Genomic DNA, 20,207 nt, shown 5'->3' with positions numbered 1-20,207 from the left:
ACTGAAATTATAGCATGAAGCGCTATCATTTTTTTGTAGTGACAGCGCTTTTCTAATTCTTTTCAACTCTTTTGTTTTTTTTTTCAACTTCTAAAAAAAACTTTCAATTATTTCCACATACCTGGTAAATAAGTTTTAAATGTTTTAATCATCTCAGTATCATTATCAAACTTAATAATAAGATCATACTCAATTGTCATTGTCTTATTTGGATTCTTAACAATAACCCCAGTATTTTCAAGGTATTCTTCATTACTTGATACTAATTCAATACTTTTTACATTTGGAAATCTTTTTAACAACTCATATTCATTTTCAACAAATTCTTCAAATAATCCTTGTAAATCTGCTCTAATCATAGATTGTGGGCAAAGTTTTCCACTAAAATCTTGATGATATGAAATTTGTGTTGTTGGTAAATTATATTGAACTAATAACTCAGCGGCAAATTTTGCAGCACGTTGCCATGTTTTCATAATATTGCCGTCATCATTCACTGCCATTTCAATTCCAATTCCATTTCTATTTCCACCACCAAGATATGTACTACTCATACCAGGAAGTACACTACCATCTCCAGCATGATAAGCAACTTCATCAAAAGGTATATGTTGATATAATTCTTTACTATCAATTGTTGCATGCCATGAAGCAACTCTTTGAACCCCTGTTGTCGCTTGTGTCATTAAATACTTAGCATGTGAATAAGCCCCAGAAGCTGTTGATGTGCTTCCTGTTTCATGCATTACAATCCAAACAACATTATCATCATTAAACTTATACTCTTCTTTAATATTAGAATTCTTTTTTGTTCCTGGTCGTAGATCTGCTGTAACAGGAATGATCATATCTGTGTTTCTTTTTATCTCTCCGTAAGTAAGTCTTGATACACTATCATAGTGTGTTGAAGTAAAATTATGACTAGTTCCAAATACTTGAAATGATCTAATTTTTGAGTATAACATTTGCCTTTTCACTAGAAAATCTATGATATTATTATCATCCAACTCATCATAACTTGTAAATTCTATTATTTCAAATACTGATTTATCATCAAGCAATTTTACAGTTATACTAAAGTCACCAGCACCAATAACATTTACTTTTCCCTCATCAACTGTAGCAATATTTTCATCTGATGATATAAATTTGACTTGTTTATTTGCATAATTATACGGGAATGGTTCAGCTGTAAGTGTAAAATCATCACCAACAAGAATATCTTGTTTATCAATTGATGGTGTTAAATGTATCCCTGGATCAGTTGTAACTATCAAATCAACCGTATCAAATATATTAGAATTAGCAGCTGATGAGATTTTTATATTTAACTCACCACTTTGAATCGGATTGAATGTATTTGTTGTTGCTGATGCTTCAATCAATCCTTGCTTAGATACAACCCATCTTGTTGTTTTACTTGCAGTATATGGAATTGTTATTACATCAAACTTGTAACTTTCACCTAATTCAATTCTTCCAATTGGGTTCTCAATGATTACTTTAACGGGAACATTCGGTTTATAATCTTTTTTACTAAGAATATCAATTGCATTTTTATACGGTTCTCTAAGCATTGTATTATCAACATTGATAAATTTGGACATATCTAATGCTGTATTACCCCAATAATTTAGTGTCCATTCAAATTTATCTTCAGTGCGATTGTTAATTGCTACATCATAGTTAGTTACTTCATTAAATCTTCCATATGCAATGTAATTACCTGTTTTATTCTTATTTCCTAAATCAACATCAAAAGCTGTATTAACATTGTCAATTTTATTTCTATATAATTTTATATTTGCTTTTCTTTCCAGTTTATCAATCGCTTTTATTAAAATTGCAATTTGACTATCTGTAATTACATTATCTTCTATCAAATAATCTCCTTGTACATCAAAATCATTAATAGTTATTGCAGTACTGTTTTTTGCTTCAATATTATTTGATACAATCTTTATTTGACTAGAGTTGTTCATTATAATAAAATCTTTATCAACACTAACCTCATTTTCTTCAAAAATAAATTCTGACTTATTATCAAGTTTTATATTTGTATTTCCAACAAAAGTAAATCCTTTAAATCTAAGTGAAATATTATTCCCTTTGAACTCTCCCTCTAAAGTAACTTTTCCATTTGAAATTAATTCAAAGTCTGATTCAAAAGTAATGTTTTCTTTATATGCACCTGTATCAACAATAATTATTCCACTGGAAATAGTATTTACAGCATCATTAATAGTAGCAAAAAGATTTTCACCATATATATATTTTTTATCATTAATTACTAACTCATCATTAGCTTTTGCACCTTGTTTAACTGCAACTTCTTCAGTTACTAAGACTTCAATACTTTCTTTAACTTTTGAATCAGATTTAGATAGTATAGTTATAATCGCTCTTCCTTGTTTTATTCCTTTTACTTCACCTTCGGAGTTTACTGTTACAATTGTTTCATCAGATGTTTCATAAATAAGTCCTAATGGATCATTCGTAGTTAAATCGATTTTTTTAGAAGTATCTATTCCTAAACCCATTCTTTTTAGCACTAATAAAATTTCAATTTCCCCTTCATATACTTCAACATCAAGTTTTACTGTTTTCTTCAAGTTTGATTTAGATGTAATTTTAATAAAGGTCTTCCCTTTCTTAATTCCTTTGAATACTCCACTTTCATTAACTGTTAAAACAGTTTCATCACCACTTTCAAAGTTAAGTCCTAATTCATCACTTGTTGTAAACTCAACGTTTTTCTCTTCACCAACTTTAATTTGGACACTGTCACTTTTTAACTTAATTTCAATTTTATCCTTAGAACAACCAACTAATAAAATCGAAAAGAATACTAAAATCCCAATACTTAAAACTATTTTTTTCATTTTTTAACCTCCTCCTTATAAAATAAATTCAATATTTTCATTCTATATTTAAAAATATTATTATTTTCTCTTTTTGGATGAATTGCATTTGTCAGTAATACAAACCCTCTTTTTTCATTTCTATCAATCCACATATTACAACCAGTAAATCCAGTATGTGTTATTAAATCATTGTAATGCTCTGGTAAGAATGAAAATTTTTGATATCCCAATGTTCTAGATACTATCTCATCTTGCATGTTTTTTGATATTAATGTTGTATCAAAAATAAGTTCTTTATTTTTATTTGACATAACTAAATCATCATTAAGTATACTAAGTATATATTTACTTATGTCTTCAGCAGTTGAAAAAACTCCAGCATGACCACTTAAACCACCAAGGATTCTTCCTCTTTCATCATGAACAATTCCTTGCAATAATGTATCTTCAACCAATTCGGTTGGAGCGCATAATTCTTTGATTGGAAAATATGATGTTTTAGTCATTTTCAAAGGCACAAAAATTTCTTTTTCTGCAATTTTATCTATTGTATCTCCTACAACTCTTTCTATAATAAATCCAAGTAATATATACCCAGTATCTGAATAAACTATTTTGCTAAATGGCTCATACGTCATTTTTTCACAATATATTTGATTAATCAATTCTTCTTTAGTTTTAATTTCATAGCTGTTTTGAACCACAGGTGCTAGTCCTGATGTGTGCAACAACAATTCTAATATCGTTGTATCATGTAAATATTCTTTTAATATATCTTTAACTTGTGTTTTTAATGTAATCATGTTTCTTTCAATCAATCTAAAAATCAAGGTAGTTGTTACTATAATCTTTGATAATGATGCTATATCATATATTTCATTTGATACTAACTTCTCTTTTTTAGGAACTATTTTCTTATATCCCAAATAAGCACATTTGATTCGATTATTTTCTATCAAGCAAAAGTTTCCACCTGGAAAATCCCCATTTTCTATTCCATCATTTAAAATATCTTTAATTTTATTAAACATTTTCTTTTCTCTTAACTCTAACTAAAATAATAGTTATTGTGGTAATTGCTAAAATAAATACTCCACCAGCAATACTTATAATAAGTATTTTTTTATTATTTTTATTAGAATCTATTGTTGATATATTAGTTTCCCATGGGAAATCAGCAGTTGTTTTCCAATAATAGTTTTTTAAGAAATCAAGTGTTGTAGTAATTCCTTTAACATTCGTTTTTGTAATTGTCGTGTATGTAAAGAATGATGTTCCTAATAAATTTTCATAACTACTTAAAAACCTTAATTGCTCAATCATTTCATTTTCATAATTCCAAAATGCTGCTTCACTTGAATCTAATCTGTATAATCCTTGCCCAATAATTAATCCAACATTATTCTTCTCCGTTAACTCATACCACCAATCAACTAGATCAGCAAACGGTGCAGCTTTTGTATCAAAACTCCAATATAGTTGTGGGGTAACATAATCTAGCCAACCTTCTTCAATCCATTTTTTGGTATCAGCATACTGTGAGTCATAGCTTTGAAGACCATTTGTTGGAGAACCATTAGGGTCATTTGATTTATTACGCCATATTCCAAATGGTGAAATACCAAACTTTATTTTTTTGTTTAATAAGGTATTTTGTTCTTTAATAATATTTGATACATCTCGTACTACAGTATTTACATTTCTTCTTCTCCAATCACCAAGAGATTCATTGTTTGTTCTATTGTTAATATATGTTTGTCTATCATTTTCTTCTGGTGTTCCACTATAGCTATAAAAGTAGTCATCAAAATGAATACCATCAACATTATATTTAGTTACTATTTCTTTTATTACATTGTCAAGATATTCTTGTACTTTTGGTTCACCTGGATTAAGAATTAATTGTCCTTTTGAATCTGCTAAAACTAAATCTGGATTTTGTTTTGCAAAATTTTTATCATGTAAAGATGCTAATTGTGCAGCAATACTTCCACTACCATTTGATACACGATAAGGGTTTAACCATGCATGTAACTCTATACCTCTTTCATGTGCAATTTTAATTACAAATTCTAAAATATCAAAACCTGGATTTTTTCCCTCTACTCCAGTTATATATCTAGAATAAGGTGCGTATTCTGAATAGTATAATGCATCATTCATCGGACGAACTTGGAAGAAAATAGTATTAAGATTAGTTTCTTTAATTCTATCAAAACTTGCTATAATTCTATTTTTGTATTCATCGACACTGTCAGTTCCCATTCTTGGTAGATCAATATTGCTAACTGTTGAAAACCAGATTGCTCTAATTTGCTTATCTTTTTCAATATAGTCTGTTGGTAAAAGTATGGATTCACCGTTTATCTTTTTTAATTCAATATCATTTCTAATTACTTTATCAACAAGTAAATCATATTCAACTTCAACTCTAAAATATTCTTCCATTGTCTCAGTTTTTTGATTGTTATTCTTATTCAAAACATAAAATTCAAAGAAATATAATCCATTCTTTTTTGCTACTATCTTTTCTTTATATTCCATCCAATTAGACCAATTATTTGAATAATTATATCTAAACATAACAACATTAGGTGAATTTACCTCACTAAAACTAACTTCTGTATAGCTTGTATATTTATTATTATTAAATACACCCTCAATTATTATATTTACATCATCTAATTCTGCTTCATCAATATAAATTCTTTTAGAAACAACTTCTTTTTTTCCATCATTATTTCTAACCTCAATTAAATATTCACCTTTATTAACAATATCAATACCATTAACATATGTTTTCCATGTTCCTCCATTAATTCGATATTGAATTTCAAGGGCGTCACTTTCAAACGTTATTCTTGCATTAGTATAATTTGGATCAATTCCATCCCCTGTAACTATGATTGTTGGTGCATCATAAGATTTAGCAATAATCTTAAACTCTTTTATTACTTCTGCTGAGGGAGTATTTCCTTCAATCGTTCTAGCAAAAACACGATGATTGTATACTACATTTGATTTTATTGGTCCCGTATATGGAATATATTCTGCAACACTTCCCAATCCTCTCATAATATAATATTCAATTTGACTATTCGGTTCAGCAGTTATTACTATTTCAACTTCACCAACATAATCATTTCCTTCTTTTTCTCCATTTACTATAATGACAGGAAGATTATTATTATTCTTATTAATGACTATTGCTATTCTTCTAACGACACTAGTATTTTCGTTATCTTTTGCTCTATAATATATACTTTCTTCACCATGATGATCCAAGAAAATTTGACTATTATATACTTGCCAATTGCCATTTCCTATCTTATACTCAATCTCATAGTTAGAACTAAATTCAATTAAGACACTAGTTTTATATGTTCCATCTTCATTTTTTTCTCCTATAACTTGATAATTTGGAACATCTAAATTACTATTAGCATAATTGGTTGGAATGCTATTTTTCCAAAAGTTGTTTTTAATATATTCAAATCGTCCAATAGAATCAATATTTCTTAATGAATAAAATATCGATCCTTTTATTTCTTCAAACTGCGAGTTAAAAAGAACTTGTGCCGCACGTTCATATGAATTCCATGTTCCTTCGGAGACTGAATGTCCTATGATTAAATCAACGTTTGTATCTTTTACAGCATCAACCCACCACTTAACAACTTCTGCGTATGGAGCAAGCGTATTTGAAAATTGCCAATATATTTGTGGTGTAACATAATCTAACCATCCTTCTTCAATCCATTTTTTTGTATCAATAAAATGCGAATTATAATGTTCTTGACCCCCAGTATTTGATCCGTCTGGTTGACTTGCTGTCTTGTTCTTATATATACCAGATGGCGATATTCCAAACTTTGCATTTTTACTATTTATTAAATTAAAGTTCTTTACTTCTTCATAAATACTTTTAATCATTTTATTAATACTATCTCTTCTAAAATCTTGGATTGTTAAATATTGACTTCCATATTTTGTATATGTTAATTGATCTTCAGCATTACCTCCAAAATAAAAATAATCATCAAAATGGATTCCATCAACACTTGGATACTTTACAAACAACTCACTAACAACATCTTTTATATATTCTTGAACTTCTGGTTCACCTGGATTTAAAATATGTGCATCACCGCTTTTTATAACTAAATCCGGTCTTTGTCTAGCAAAATTATCTTGATGTAATAATGAAGGATTAAATTCTCCAGAACTAACAACTCTATAAGGGTTCATCCATGCATGAAATTCCATTCCTCGACTGTGTGTTTCATCAATTAAGAACTGCATAACATCCCAACCAGGATTTTCTCCTTCATTACCGGTTAAAGATTTTGAAAAAGCTGCGTATTCAGATTCATAATATATGTCATTCATCCCTCTTACTTGAAATAATATCGCATTAAAATTGTAACTTAGTGCTAAATCAAGTTTTTCCCTATATGCTGCTTTATACAATTCAATATCTTTAGCTGTTGCTGGCATATCAATATTCCAAACAGTTGCTATCCAAACACCTCTAAATTCTTTATCTTTTTCTATATAGTTATTTGGAACCATAACAGGCGTATTATCAGCATATGTTATTTTAGATGTTCCTATTTCAAGTTGAATCATATTTTCATTTGCATGTATGTTAAGCGATAAAATACTTGTTAACATTACTAACACCATAAAAACCATTATTAACTTTGATATTTTTTTCATTCTATTCTCCCTTTAATAATTTCTTTACTTCTAAAACACCTTTTTTATTCTCAATCTCTTTAAATGTATGATATGTAAAAAAGACATTTCCATTTACTTCTTTATACTTATTTGCATACTTTATTTGATTGACTATTTCTATTGGATTCTCAAATTCTCCTTCATTTCCAAGTCGATAAAGTGCATGCCCTATATATAACTTAACTTTTGTATCTTTAATTATATTCGTCCACCAATCTACTAAATCAGCATATGGTGCAACCGGATGACCAAATTCCCAATAAAGTTGTGGAACAATATAATCAATATATCCATTTTTGATCCAATTGTATGAATCTGCATATTGTGTATCATAACTTTGACTAGTATTAGCAGCTGTATTAGATCCCCTCTCATCATTTTGTTTACTTCTCCAAATACCAAAAGGCGAAATTCCAAACATTATATTTTTATCACGTTTTTTAATTTTTTCATTTAATCTTCTTATTATATCCGATATATGATATCTTCTAAAATCTGCAATTGTAGAATAATCATTCTTTGCTTCTTCATAATCATTTAGATCATTATCATGAGCACTTAGAGAAGAATAAGGATAAAAATAGTCATCAAAATGAATTCCATCTACATCATATTTATCAATTATTTCTAACATAGATTCAATTATAAATTTTTTAACTTCTTCCCGTGCAGGATTTAGAATTAATTGATTATTACTATCAGTTATAACCAAATTTGGATTCTTTTTTGCAAAATTCAAATCATCAAGTGTCTTCAAATATTCATTCTTATTTATATCTAACTTCATTGATACTCTATATGGATTACACCATGCATGAATTGCAATTTTATGTTCTTTTGCTTTTTTTATGATATATTCAAAAACATCAAAGCTAGGTTTTAATCCCTCTTCCCCAGTTAAATATCTACTATATGGATTTAGTTTTGATTCGTAGAATGCATCATTCATAGGTCTAACTTGATAAAAAATAGTATTAATATTAAACTCTTTTGCTATTTTAAACATTTCATTAATCTTATCTTTATACTCTTTATAATCTTTTAAAACTGGAAAATCAATATTAACAACATTTGATACCCAAAATGCTCTTACTTTCTTTTCGTGATATTTTTCAGGAATTATTACTTGTTCATTACTATCAAAATAATTGATTGGTTCTGTTGGTTTTTTATAATAAAAAAGTTTCATAAATTTCACTCCTCATAATAATAATTTATTTGCCCTAAAATACTTCTTTTTTTTGCACCAGTTGCTTTAATATCATTTGATGGAAATTTGTGTAATGTTTCATTTCCTAATATTGCAAATGCAATTGCTTCTTTATAATCGCTCGATATTCCATATTCATCTATAAGTGAAACACGCGCATTGACTAAACGTTTTTTTATATTTAGAATCACAAACTCATTATGTGCTCCACCACCAGAAAAGATAATTTCATCAAGTCTTCCATATTTATCAATTAACTTTTTATATTCATTTGCAACGCTGTTAATAGTAACCATAGTCAAAGTATTAATAATATCATACCTATCATGTTTAGAATATTTATTGACCAATAATTCAGTATACTTATCACCAAAAAGTTCTCTTCCTGTTGTCTTTGGGTATGGACATTTAAAATAATTTAAATTCATAATTTCTTCATACATTTCAGGAATTAAATTTCCTTTGCTTGCACATAACCCCTTATAATCATAATCTTGATTAAATAATTTTTTCATTGCATAATCTATCATCATGTTTGCAGGGCCAGTATCATAAGCCACTAAATCATTTTTTGCCAATAAAGTCAAATTAGAAATCCCTCCTAAATTATGTAAAGCAATATTCTTATTCTTGTCATAGAAAAGTAACTTATCAACATATGAAACAAGTGGTGCACCTTCTCCACCAGCAGCGATATCTGCAGCTCTGAAATTTGAAACAACAGTAGTTTTTAATCTATCTGCTAATATTGCACCTTCTCCAATTTGTAAGGTTGATTTAACAAAACCATTTTCATTTTTAGGTTGATGCCAAATTGTTTGACCATGACTCGCAACAAAATCTATATTTTTGATATCTAAATTATTCTTATTAAAGGTTTCAATAACTGCATTTGAAAATACAATCGCTAATTCATAATTTAAGCTTGTAATTTTTTGAACATTTGATTTTTCAAGATCAATTACATCCTTTATTTTATTAATAACTTCTGAATCGAATAAAATTGTTTCACAAGCAATTGTAGTTATCTTTGTATTCTCTTTATAATGATTAATTTCTACTACTGCAACATCAATACCATCTAATGATGTTCCACTCATTATACCTACACCAATTTTTTTCATATTATCACCATCTCAATTTATTATAGATGAAAACGTTATCAGTTTTCGTGTTTTTTCGTATTTTTAGCTTTTTTTTCACATAAAGAAAAAAAGTATCACATTATTATGATACTTTACTTAAAAATATAGATTTTATTATCCTTTAATTCTTTTTTGAAAAATTATTTGTTTTGTTCTTATACTTTTTAAATGTCTGATATGTTCTTTCTAATTTTCTTACTGATCTATCCAAATCATAGAATGCACATGTTGAAAATAGAGCATCAATAATTGCCATTTGCGAAATTCTTGAAGTCATTGCTGCACTTCTAAAATCACCCTCTAAAGCAGATGTGTATAATGTTATATTTGATAATTCAGCCAAAAAAGACTTCCCTGCCTTAACTATACTAACTATTTGAGCATTATTTTCTTTTGCAACAATTGCTGCTTGAATAATCTCTTGTGTTTCTCCAGAATTCGAAATTAAAACAACAACATCCCGCTTATCTAAAAAAGTTGCATCAACTAACTGTTCATGTGAATCTTCTTGTGCTATACAAAACTTATCAATTCTTCTAAGTTTCATTTGAAAATCTTTACAAGCTAAATATGAAGAACCTTTTCCAAACAATAAAGTTTTTCTTGAAGTCATAATAATTTCTGCCGCTTTACTAATTGATTGATCCGAATATAATTTTAATGTATCTTCTAGTGCTTTAATATTATTCTCAATTGCTCTACGCCCCTTACTAATCTCAAGATTTTTGCCCAATATAACATCTTCATATTCTTTATTATTTGGAATTTCAATCTTTGAATTAGCTAATAAAAAATCAACTTTAAATTCTTTAAAACCCTTATATCCAAGTTTTTTACACATTCTTACAACTGAAGCTGGAGAAGTAAATGCTCCTTGTGCAACACTTTCAACTGATAAATCTTTAAGTATTGTTTTATTAGCAATTAAATAATCTAATACTGCACGTTCAGAAATACTTAGTACCTCTCTTTGCTTAATCATACTGATCATAAGACTCATAAAATCACCTTTTTCTTGTTATACGTTACATTAACACTTATTATATACTATTTTTTCTTTTAATAAAACGTTTTCATTTATATATATAGTATTTTAAACTTTTTTTCTTGTGATTATTCGAATTTTTATAAATAAAAAGAGTCTGTTCAATACAAACTCTTTTTGGCTCTTAGTAATAAACTGGGGTATTGAGAAAATAGCCTTTGTAATAATCTGGGGTCTAATAACAAAAATCGACAACCATTTATATATGGAAGTCGATTTTTTTTACACACTTATATATTATTATTCAGGTATTTTAAGAGCCACATCTTTATTAATAGAATAAATGATTCTAGCTCTTAATCTCTTAAAACTTTTAATCCCATTACTAGTCTTAATAATAGTCTTTATTCTAGAATTAGTACCTTCAATTGGACCATTAGATAATCTTCTGTTAGAATCAGATTTAATAAAGGAATTAATAATCTCATCTTTCCAATTAGAAAGTAATTTACCAAAAGATCTAATATCTTCTAACCTGTGATTACGATATTTAGTAATTAAATCAGATAATAATTCTTTAGCATCATCAAAATTAGAGTTTCTATTAAATTCACGATATTCTTCCTTGATTTTATAAACTTCAGTTAAATCATCATCAATGGATAAAAGAAAATCTTTAATAGAAGATTTATTAAGACTAATTCTAAACTTAGGAATAGAAATATAACCATTATAGATATTATCGTATTCTTTAGTAAAGAAATAATGAAACTTCTTTAACATATAATATTTATCATTCTTATAAGTTTTAAACTCAATATTACCAGCATATTTATTCATTACTTTAATACGATGCTTATTAACGATATCATTAATATGTTTAATAACATGAAAAGAATCAATAGATATTAAAGCTTTAGGCATAACTTTAGATATAACGTCTTTATAAGGCTTCCACATATCAATAATAACTACTTTAACACTATCTAATTCAGTATGTTTAAGACTAGATAGATATTCTAATAGATATGATTTATGACGAGTTTTTAAAACATCAATTATTTTTTTTGTTTCAAAATCTAAGAATAGACAAGCATAAGGATGTTTAGTCCTTTTTGAAACATGAAATTCATCGATACATAAAAACTTAGGTAGTTTATTTCTATTTGGATCAACATAATCATCAAAAATATCAATAACAGTTTTAGTAGAAACATTAAAGATAGTAGAAGCACTAGTAAATGTATTAGAAGGATTCTTTAAGTGTTCTAAAATAGATAATTTAGTATAATGACTAATTCTATCTTTATTAATAGTAAAAGGGTTAGGTTCAAAGAAACGTTTTTTACATATTAAACATCGATATCTTCTACTACGATAAATAATATAAGATTTTCTATTTGTAGAAATACTATGAGTTATATTTTTATTTTGGTAGTCATGTGTAGTGGTAATTCCATTGCATAAAGGGCATGGAATAGTTTCTTTTTTAAGCTTAATATGAAAACTAACAATTCCATCAGTTGATACTGCATCAATAGATTCAATTTTATGACTTAAGTGTTCAATTTCTAATACTTTTATGATATTATCATACATGAAAATCCTCCTTGATTATTAAGTGTGCAAAACTATAATAACACAAGAAGGATTTTCTTTATTTATAACCCCAGATAATTACATAGGTATACAATGACCCCAGTTTATTTTTAATAACTCTCTTTTTATCTATTTATTAATTTTTTTAATTATTCTTTTCTTTTTTTCTGTTATTGGTTGATATCTAATATTAATATCTAACCAAGTCTTTCTATCAACAACAGCTTTATAATGTGAAAATGTTTTAAATGTATCAATTCCATGATATTTTCCCATTCCGCTATAACCAACACCACCAAAAGGAAGGTTGTTATTAGCAAAATGCATTAATGTATCATTAAATATTAATCCACCTGATGAAGTAGTTGTTAAGATTCTTTTTTTTATTTCTTTGTTTCTTGTAAAAGCATAAAAAGCTAATGGTTTTTCTTCTTTACTAAGATATTCAAAAACTTCATTTACTTTTTCAAATGTGAGAATTGGCAATATAGGTCCAAATATTTCTTCTTGCATGATTTTAACATTTACATCTTTAATATCTAATAATGTTGGTTCTATTTTTACATCATTATATTTACCACCAAAAAGAATATCTTCATCTTTATATAGACTTATTAATCTATCAAAATGCTTCTTACTAATTATTTTAGGATACAAATCATTTTCAAGCGGAGTATCAGTGTAAAACTCTTCAATATACATTTTATAATAAGTTATAAACTCTTCTTTTTTAGTTTTATCTATAAGTATATAGTCTGGTGCGATACATGTTTGTCCAGCATTTATAAGTTTTCCAAAAGCGATTCTCTTTGCTGCAAGCTTAATATCTGCATCATTAAAGATAACAGCAGGGCTCTTCCCACCAAGTTCAAGCGTTACAGGTGTTAAATGTTTACTTGCTGCATTCATAATGATTTTCCCAACATTTGTACTACCAGTAAAAAAGATATAATCAAATCTTTCTTCTAGTAATTTTGTTGTCTCATATACTTCACCTTCAACAACAGTAACATATTCATCTTCAAAAACATTTTGAAGTATCTTTTGGGTTATTTTTGTTGTTGCTGTTGAAAACTCTGATGGTTTAGCAATTACAGTATTTCCTGCAGCAATTGCTCCAATTAATGGATCTAAAAGAAGTAAAAAAGGATAATTCCATGGTGAAATAATCAATACTGTTCCAAGTGGTTCTGGATATATATAACTTTTTGCTGGAAATAGAGCAAGTGGTGAACCGACTTTTTTAGGTTTCATAAACTTTTTAAGATGTTTTATTTGAAAATTCAATTCTTTTAAAACAGGTCCTATTTCAGTCATATAGCTTTCACCTGATGATTTACCTAAATCTTTATATAAAGCATCTTCAATCTCTGCTTCATTATTAACTATCTCTTCTTTAAGTTTTTTTAAATACTTAATTCTAGTATCATAACTTAACGTTTTACCTAAATTAAAAAAGATCTTTTGTTTGCTAATCAATTCTTTATACATAATACTTACCTCCGAAAAAACTAAAACTAACCCGAAGATTAGTTTTGATTTATCATTTTATTTATTTCTTTTAATTCGTTATCATTTAAATAACGCCACTCTCCAACTCTTAAATCTCCCAATCTAACATTCATAACTCTAATTCTTTTCAAAGATTTAACATTATATCCTAATGTTTCAGTCATTCTACGAATTTGACGATTAAGTCCTTGTTTCAAGATAATTTTAAATGTTCGATTATCTAATGCTTTAACTTCACATTTATTGGTAACTTGCAGTTTATCAGAAACTTGATTATATATCTTTACTCCATTTGATAATGCTTTAGTAAAATGATAATCATAATCCTTATCTACAGTAACAACATACTCTTTTTCATGACCATGTTCAGCTCTCAAAATCTTATTAACAATATCTCCATCATTTGTAAGTAAAATTAAACCTGAAGAATCCTTATCTAATCTTCCAATTGGGAAAATAAGTTCTGGATAATCAACGTATTTTCTAATATTTCCTTCAACTCTCAAATCATTTGTACAAGTTATGCCAGTCGGTTTATGAAGCATAATATAAATATTTTTTGCTTTTTCAGATATTAAATCATTACCAACTTTAACTACATCATTCTTACCAACTTTAGTTCCTAACAATGCTATCTTACCGTTAATTGTTACTTTATTTTCTTCAATCAGTTTATCAGCTTCTCTTCTAGAACAGTATCCTGAATCACTAATAAATTTATTAAGTCTAATAAGATCATTTTCCTTGTGTTCAATTAAGTTATCATTGTGTTTCTTTGTTGGTTTTTTAATTGCTTTTTGCATAATACTACCTACTTCAAATTAATATAGATATATTATACTATATTTTTATTAATTACATTCATCAGTATCACAAACTTCTGTGTTACTCACATTTAAATCTTTAAACTTATATGACTCTTCATATGATTTTTCTAATGCTTGTTCAAACATTTGATCTGGTTGTGCTCCACTTACTGCATAATTTCGATCAAAAACGAAGAAAGGAACTCCTCTTATACCTAAAGTATTAGCTTCTTCAATATCTGCTAGAACTTCTTTTTCAAATCTATTTGAGTTTAATACTTCCAGTGCATCTTTCTTATTTAATCCAAGTTTTTCAACTATTTTTGTTAACTCATTAAAATCAGCAATATTTACACCTTTTGTGAAATATGCATGCATTAATGCCTCGGTTAATTCTTTATCTTTTTTAAATCTTTTTGCCCATTTAGCTAATCTATGTGCGTCTTTAGTTGAAACTAATACTATTTTATCCATGTGATAATCTAAATCATAGTTTTTAGCTGTTTTAGCTACTGAATCCATAAATTCTTTAGCTTCATTAATCTTCATATTCTTAAGTTTTGCAAATGCTTCATATCCCATTCCATCAGGTACCTTTGGAGCATCTGGGTTTAACTCATATGATCTAAATTCTATTTTAACTTTATCTTTATGTGGGAATTTATCTAATGCTTTTTCTAATTTTCTTTTTCCAATATAGCAAAACGGACAAACAAAGTCACTCCATATTTCTATCTTCATAAGAAATCACTTCCTTCTATATCTTTGTATATGAATTATAATTCATGTAAGCATTTTCGACTAGTAATTTGCATTTAAAAAGCCCTAAGGTTAGATACCTTAAGGCTTAAATTTATTTTTCTTTTTTAATTCTATCTATCACATGATAAATTGAGATAATTAAGAATATCGTTCCAAACACAGAATAGACAATCAAACCTACTTTATTATCGTTATTATTATTTTGTATATTCTCAATCAGCTTAAATGGTGATTCAATAAAGACTTGTGTCAATAATAATGAAGAAATAAGAGGCGATCCTGCAATATATCCAATTATCGGATAGAAAAGAACAATCAATGCTCCATAGAAACTTTTTTCAAAATAAAATGCAACTATAAAGGCAACAAAAATTGTTACTGCTACATTAGTCCAAGGAGCTTTTCCTGAGCCTGTTGTATCAAATGCATGAGATACTACTTGTAATAATAAAAATACAAATATAACAAATGCAACTAATAAACTCCATCTAAATCCACCATCAAATTTAAAAGCAATTATATAATTAATAAATGCAAGTGCACCAGAACTATATTCTATCATTAGTATTAAAAATGCAATTAAATGTTTCTTTTTTATAACTGCAATTATAACTGCAACTCCAAGTAAAATATGTGGAAGTGAATATCTAATAACATTTATTACTGTACCACCACTAAAATTACTATAAACTAAATATGCCGCTAATAAAATAACAACGACTAATCCTAACAAACCTGTAAACTGATTTTTAAAATTCTTCAAAAATTTACTCATCATGTATTCCTCTCTTTCGCTGTACTAATTATAGCATTAAGTTTATTCTTTTAAGCTAAAAAAAAGACTAACTAGTAAATTCCAGTTAGTCAATTATTTCTATATAGTAATCTTTATTGCTCTAGCAACATTTTCTGCTGTTCTAATTAAAGATTCTTTTGCAGCAGCAATAACTTCTTCAAGCGGTTGAACTTGTTCTATTGTTCCAAATATTGCATCAAAACCTTTATCATACAGTTCTTGATATTCTCTACCCAAAGAACCAGCAATTGCAATAACCGGTAAATCTTTAGAAACTTTCTTAGCTGCTTGTGCAACCCCAAATGGAGCTTTACCAAATTGTGTTTGGAAGTCGATTCCACCTTCACCAGTAACACAAAGTTTAGCATTTCTAAGTTTTTCTTCAAGTTTTACATAATTAACAACAATATCAATACCTTTTTGCATCTTCGAATTAGTGAAAACTAATAATCCTGCTCCTAAACCTCCTGCAGCACCTGTACCTGGAACATCAGCAACGTCCTTACCTAATTGTTTTTTAATAACATCAGCATAATGTTTTAAATTACTATCTAAAATTTGGATCATTTCTTTAGTAGCACCTTTTTGAGGGCCAAATACATGAGATGCTCCCTTTTCTCCACATAATGGATTTGTAACATCAGATGCAATAATTAATTCAACATCTTTTAATCTTGGATCAATATTTGACATATCAATTCTATCTAGTTTTGACAATCCGCCTCCACCTCTTGGAATTTGATTACCATTTTTATCTAAGAATTTAACACCTAAAGCTTCTGCCATTCCACTACCACCATCATTAGTGGCACTACCACCAATACCAATAATAATCTTTTTAACACCTTGTTCAACACAAGCCATTATTAACTCACCAGTACCATATGTTGTAGTAACTAAAGGATTTTTAGTCTCTTTTGTTACATAACCAATACCACTAGCCTCTGCCATTTCAATAACCCCAGTTTTTCCATCTCCTAAGATACCATACTTAGCAGTTACTGTTTTTTCAAGTGGTCCACAAACTTTCTTTTCTAATAATTTTCCATTTGTTGCATCAACTAATGATTGAACAGTTCCTTCTCCACCATCAGCCATTGGTACAAGTACATATTCTGCATTTGGAAATACTTTTATAAAACCATCATGTATTGCTTGACTTGCTTCTTTAGCAGTCAAACTCCCTTTAAACGAATCTGGTGCAATAACTATTTTCATTATTCATCCTCCTAAAATATAAAGTTAATTAATACAGCAACAATTGTCATTGTTAAACCAACTAATGCTTCAAATCCTACAACCTTAAATCTTTCTTTAATATCCATGTTCATACTTCCGCCAGTAACATGGAAATAATTACCATGTGGCAATTGATCAATTACTGTTGCCCCTGTATGCATCATAACGGCTGCATTGATAGGACTTGTTCCTGTACCTAAAATAGATTGTCCGAAACCTTCAATACCTACTGAAACACCTGCTGAAGTAGAAGCTAGGGCTCCACCCATTAAAATACCAGCAATTGGTGCTAATAAATCACCTGATATTCCAAGTTTTGCAATGATATTAGTTATTTGATAACCTAAATCTGATTTTGAAATTAGACCACCTAATGCACCAGCACCAATTAAAATCATTACTGTACCAGTCATTCTATTTAAACCCTTTGTTGTATAGTTAATTAAATTCTTTGACTCACCCATTGCAATTATTCCAATAATCCCTGCAAGCGGTAAGATATACATTGCGTCTAATGTGATGGCTTTTAAGAAACTCCAATTTGTAATATCACCAATTGGTCCAACAAGTAATAGAACAATTGCAATTATTGGCGCAACCAATGACTTACCAATACTTGGAAGTTTTCTTTCAACATCTTCTTCTGGAACTTCATTTTCTTTAACTAGATCACCTTTTTTTCTAAGTGCCATTGCAAGTAAAATTGCAACAATAACTCCAAAAACTGCTGGAATAAATGCATTTACCATAGCATCTCCTAATGAAATACCAAATCCATCTGCTGCAGTTATTGTATTAGGATTTGGAGATATAACATTTCCAGCTTTACCGCCACCTGATAATGCAACTAATAACGCAATCTTAGAGATCCCACTCTTTTTACCAACTGATAGTGCGATTGGTGCAACAATTAAAACTGCGACCGGAATAAATACACCAACTGCTGTTAAAATCATTGTTGTAGCGCAAGTGCAACCAAAGCCCATTTATCACCAAAGCCTTTAACCATTCCTCTAGCAATTGCTTCTGCAGCACCAGTTTCCATCATTGCTCCTGCAAGAACACCTGCAGCAATTACTCTAACTACTGTCCCCATTACACTCTTAGTACCATCAATAACTATTGTAACAGTTCCACCAAAGTCAAACTTGCTCGCATCACCAATTAATGCTCCTACAATTATTCCTAAAACTGCTCCTAAAAAAAGCGAATAAACCGGACTTACTTTTTTTAAAATTAAAAATATAGCAATCGCTAATCCTAGAATTGCCCCAATCCAACTAATAACCATTTTATGCCTCCTTTTTTCTTTTTTAAATGTTTATCATACATATATTATAATTTATGTTTTTCTATATATATATGTCTTACAAAACAAAAGAAAGCGTTTTATTATGTTGTTTAAAACAAATTATCGTATATTTCTATAAGTAAAACAAACACTGCAGAATCTTTTAAACTTCTTGGATCATACCCTGTTTTTTCTTTAATAAGCTTAAGTTGGTATTGTAAAGTATTGATATGACAATTAAGTTCAATCGATGTATTTTTAAGTGACCCATCGTTTTGGTAATATACTTTTAATATTTTTATTATATTTTTTATATCATTATTATCTAATTTTCTTGTTACGTCATTAAAATATTTTTCTTGATTAGAAAGCGAAATTGAAGTTATTAAACTTTCAAATGTTAAATCACTATGTACAACAATATCCCTTTTAGAATCATTAAGTGTTTTCTGTAATGCTTGTTTTGCAGTTTTTCTTTGCTCTTTAGGCGAAAGTTTGAAGTTGTTAGTTCCAATACCAAATTTAACTTTAATAAAAAGTGTTGACTCTAACATTTCTTTTAAATCTTCACAAAATTTCAAAATATCATGATCGTTTGTTATTGGACTTAAAATAGTATAAAGACGTTTTTCATTTAAGATTAAAGTCTCCTTCGAAATCTTATTCACCAATTCGTAAATCTTTTCTTCAATTTTTTCTAAATACATAATCTCATCATATGGTGTTAACTGTTTTTGGATTTCAATAAATAATAAAATAACTCTTCTTTTTATGCTTAGATCAAGTTCTAATTCTTTTCCTCTGTTTATCAAACCTTTATTTGTTACTGATTCCGAATTAATCCATTCATTTAAAAAATACTGTTTAATATTTTTTATTGCTACTTTTTGTTCATTCAAATATGTTTCAAGCATAAAGATTTCAATCATTTTCTTCATCAACTTACCATACTTTTCAATTTCTTCATATGGCCCTGTTATACCTACAACACCTATGATTTCATTATCAACAATAACAGGAAAATTAGCGCCTCGTTTAGCTCCGTCATATTCTCCGTCAAATTCAACAACAAGTTCTTCTAGTTTTTCATCAATGATTCTTTTTGCTCCACCATGAAAAGTATTAACTCTTGTAGGATCACTACTAACAATGATTATTCCTTCATCATTCATAACATTAATCTTTTCTCCAGTAATACGATTAATTTCTCTCTCAATTTCTCTTGCTGTTTGCTTCGAAAGTTTCTTCACGTTTATTA

General features: G+C 28.2%; 13 protein-coding genes and 1 pseudogene. All 14 read right to left on the bottom strand.

What is annotated here, in order from left to right; genetic code table 11:
• Positions 1-107: 107 nt before the first annotated feature.
• The 14 genes and pseudogenes from EXC62_RS03215 to EXC62_RS03150 all read right to left on the bottom strand — a co-directional run bounded on the left by EXC62_RS03215 (position 108) and on the right by EXC62_RS03150 (position 20,199).
• Positions 108-2,882, bottom strand: a complete 2,775-nt coding sequence (locus EXC62_RS03215) for an N-acetylmuramoyl-L-alanine amidase (RefSeq protein WP_026390385.1) — start codon at positions 2,880-2,882, stop codon at positions 108-110.
• Complete coding sequence (locus EXC62_RS03210; protein WP_162140166.1) at positions 2,879-3,895, bottom strand: serine hydrolase domain-containing protein; 1,017 nt, start codon at positions 3,893-3,895, stop codon at positions 2,879-2,881. Before EXC62_RS03210 ends, EXC62_RS03215 begins: the two co-directional genes overlap by 4 nt.
• Entirely contained in the window at positions 3,888-7,583 is a 3,696-nt protein-coding gene (locus EXC62_RS03205; protein ID WP_052589827.1) for a glycoside hydrolase family 10 protein, read from the bottom strand. Before EXC62_RS03205 ends, EXC62_RS03210 begins: the two co-directional genes overlap by 8 nt.
• 1 nt (position 7,584) lies before the next feature.
• Positions 7,585-8,793 carry a glycoside hydrolase family 10 protein gene (locus EXC62_RS03200; RefSeq protein ID WP_052589829.1) on the bottom strand — a complete coding sequence of 403 codons (1,209 nt, stop codon included), beginning with the start codon at positions 8,791-8,793 and terminating at the stop codon, positions 7,585-7,587.
• Positions 8,794-8,798: 5 nt separating this feature from the next.
• Positions 8,799-9,938: an anhydro-N-acetylmuramic acid kinase AnmK gene (gene anmK, locus EXC62_RS03195; protein WP_162140167.1), complete on the bottom strand. Its 1,140-nt coding sequence runs from the start codon at positions 9,936-9,938 to the stop codon at positions 8,799-8,801.
• 142 nt (positions 9,939-10,080) lie between these two features.
• Complete coding sequence (locus EXC62_RS03190) at positions 10,081-10,959, bottom strand: MurR/RpiR family transcriptional regulator (protein WP_026390387.1); 879 nt, start codon at positions 10,957-10,959, stop codon at positions 10,081-10,083.
• Between the two features lie 285 nt (positions 10,960-11,244).
• Positions 11,245-12,543, bottom strand: a complete 1,299-nt coding sequence (locus EXC62_RS03185) for an ISL3 family transposase (RefSeq protein WP_129747466.1) — start codon at positions 12,541-12,543, stop codon at positions 11,245-11,247.
• Positions 12,544-12,672: 129 nt separating this feature from the next.
• A complete protein-coding gene (locus EXC62_RS03180) occupies positions 12,673-14,034 on the bottom strand; it encodes an aldehyde dehydrogenase (protein WP_035375800.1) in 1,362 nt (453 codons plus the stop codon).
• A 38-nt stretch (positions 14,035-14,072) separates the two neighbouring features.
• On the bottom strand, positions 14,073-14,858 hold the full coding sequence (locus EXC62_RS03175) for a pseudouridine synthase (protein WP_084156700.1): 786 nt from the start codon (positions 14,856-14,858) through the stop codon (positions 14,073-14,075).
• Positions 14,859-14,906: 48 nt separating this feature from the next.
• Positions 14,907-15,602 carry a DsbA family oxidoreductase gene (locus EXC62_RS03170; protein ID WP_026390779.1) on the bottom strand — a complete coding sequence of 232 codons (696 nt, stop codon included), beginning with the start codon at positions 15,600-15,602 and terminating at the stop codon, positions 14,907-14,909.
• Positions 15,603-15,714: 112 nt separating this feature from the next.
• Positions 15,715-16,398: a hypothetical protein gene (locus tag EXC62_RS03165; RefSeq protein WP_026390778.1), complete on the bottom strand. Its 684-nt coding sequence runs from the start codon at positions 16,396-16,398 to the stop codon at positions 15,715-15,717.
• 99 nt (positions 16,399-16,497) lie between these two features.
• Positions 16,498-17,637, bottom strand: a complete 1,140-nt coding sequence (locus tag EXC62_RS03160; protein ID WP_026390777.1) for a glycerate kinase — start codon at positions 17,635-17,637, stop codon at positions 16,498-16,500.
• An 11-nt stretch (positions 17,638-17,648) separates the two neighbouring features.
• Positions 17,649-18,949, bottom strand: a pseudogene (locus tag EXC62_RS03155) (GntP family permease).
• A gap of 110 nt (positions 18,950-19,059) precedes the next feature.
• Positions 19,060-20,199 carry a CdaR family transcriptional regulator gene (locus tag EXC62_RS03150; protein WP_162140259.1) on the bottom strand — a complete coding sequence of 380 codons (1,140 nt, stop codon included), beginning with the start codon at positions 20,197-20,199 and terminating at the stop codon, positions 19,060-19,062.
• Positions 20,200-20,207 lie beyond the last annotated feature (8 nt).

This window comes from Haploplasma axanthum (assembly GCF_900660745.1).
GTDB classification, from domain to species: domain Bacteria; phylum Bacillota_I; class Bacilli_A; order Acholeplasmatales; family Acholeplasmataceae; genus Haploplasma; species Haploplasma axanthum.
Note: the sequence above shows the minus strand (reverse complement) of the source record. Positions and strands in the feature narration are given on the sequence as shown.

What these genes read in the sequence shown, in the direction of transcription:
- EXC62_RS03215 (WP_026390385.1), bottom strand. Translation starts at nt 2,882, where the DNA reads ATGAAAAAAATAGTTTTAAGTATTGGGATTTTAGTATTCTTTTCGATT.
- EXC62_RS03210 (WP_162140166.1), bottom strand. Translation starts at nt 3,895, where the DNA reads ATGTTTAATAAAATTAAAGATATTTTAAATGATGGAATAGAAAATGGG.
- EXC62_RS03205 (WP_052589827.1), bottom strand. Translation starts at nt 7,583, where the DNA reads ATGAAAAAAATATCAAAGTTAATAATGGTTTTTATGGTGTTAGTAATG.
- EXC62_RS03200 (WP_052589829.1), bottom strand. Translation starts at nt 8,793, where the DNA reads ATGAAACTTTTTTATTATAAAAAACCAACAGAACCAATCAATTATTTT.
- anmK (WP_162140167.1), bottom strand. Translation starts at nt 9,938, where the DNA reads ATGAAAAAAATTGGTGTAGGTATAATGAGTGGAACATCATTAGATGGT.
- EXC62_RS03190 (WP_026390387.1), bottom strand. Translation starts at nt 10,959, where the DNA reads ATGAGTCTTATGATCAGTATGATTAAGCAAAGAGAGGTACTAAGTATT.
- EXC62_RS03185 (WP_129747466.1), bottom strand. Translation starts at nt 12,543, where the DNA reads ATGTATGATAATATCATAAAAGTATTAGAAATTGAACACTTAAGTCAT.
- EXC62_RS03180 (WP_035375800.1), bottom strand. Translation starts at nt 14,034, where the DNA reads ATGTATAAAGAATTGATTAGCAAACAAAAGATCTTTTTTAATTTAGGT.
- EXC62_RS03175 (WP_084156700.1), bottom strand. Translation starts at nt 14,858, where the DNA reads ATGCAAAAAGCAATTAAAAAACCAACAAAGAAACACAATGATAACTTA.
- EXC62_RS03170 (WP_026390779.1), bottom strand. Translation starts at nt 15,602, where the DNA reads ATGAAGATAGAAATATGGAGTGACTTTGTTTGTCCGTTTTGCTATATT.
- EXC62_RS03165 (WP_026390778.1), bottom strand. Translation starts at nt 16,398, where the DNA reads ATGAGTAAATTTTTGAAGAATTTTAAAAATCAGTTTACAGGTTTGTTA.
- EXC62_RS03160 (WP_026390777.1), bottom strand. Translation starts at nt 17,637, where the DNA reads ATGAAAATAGTTATTGCACCAGATTCGTTTAAAGGGAGTTTGACTGCT.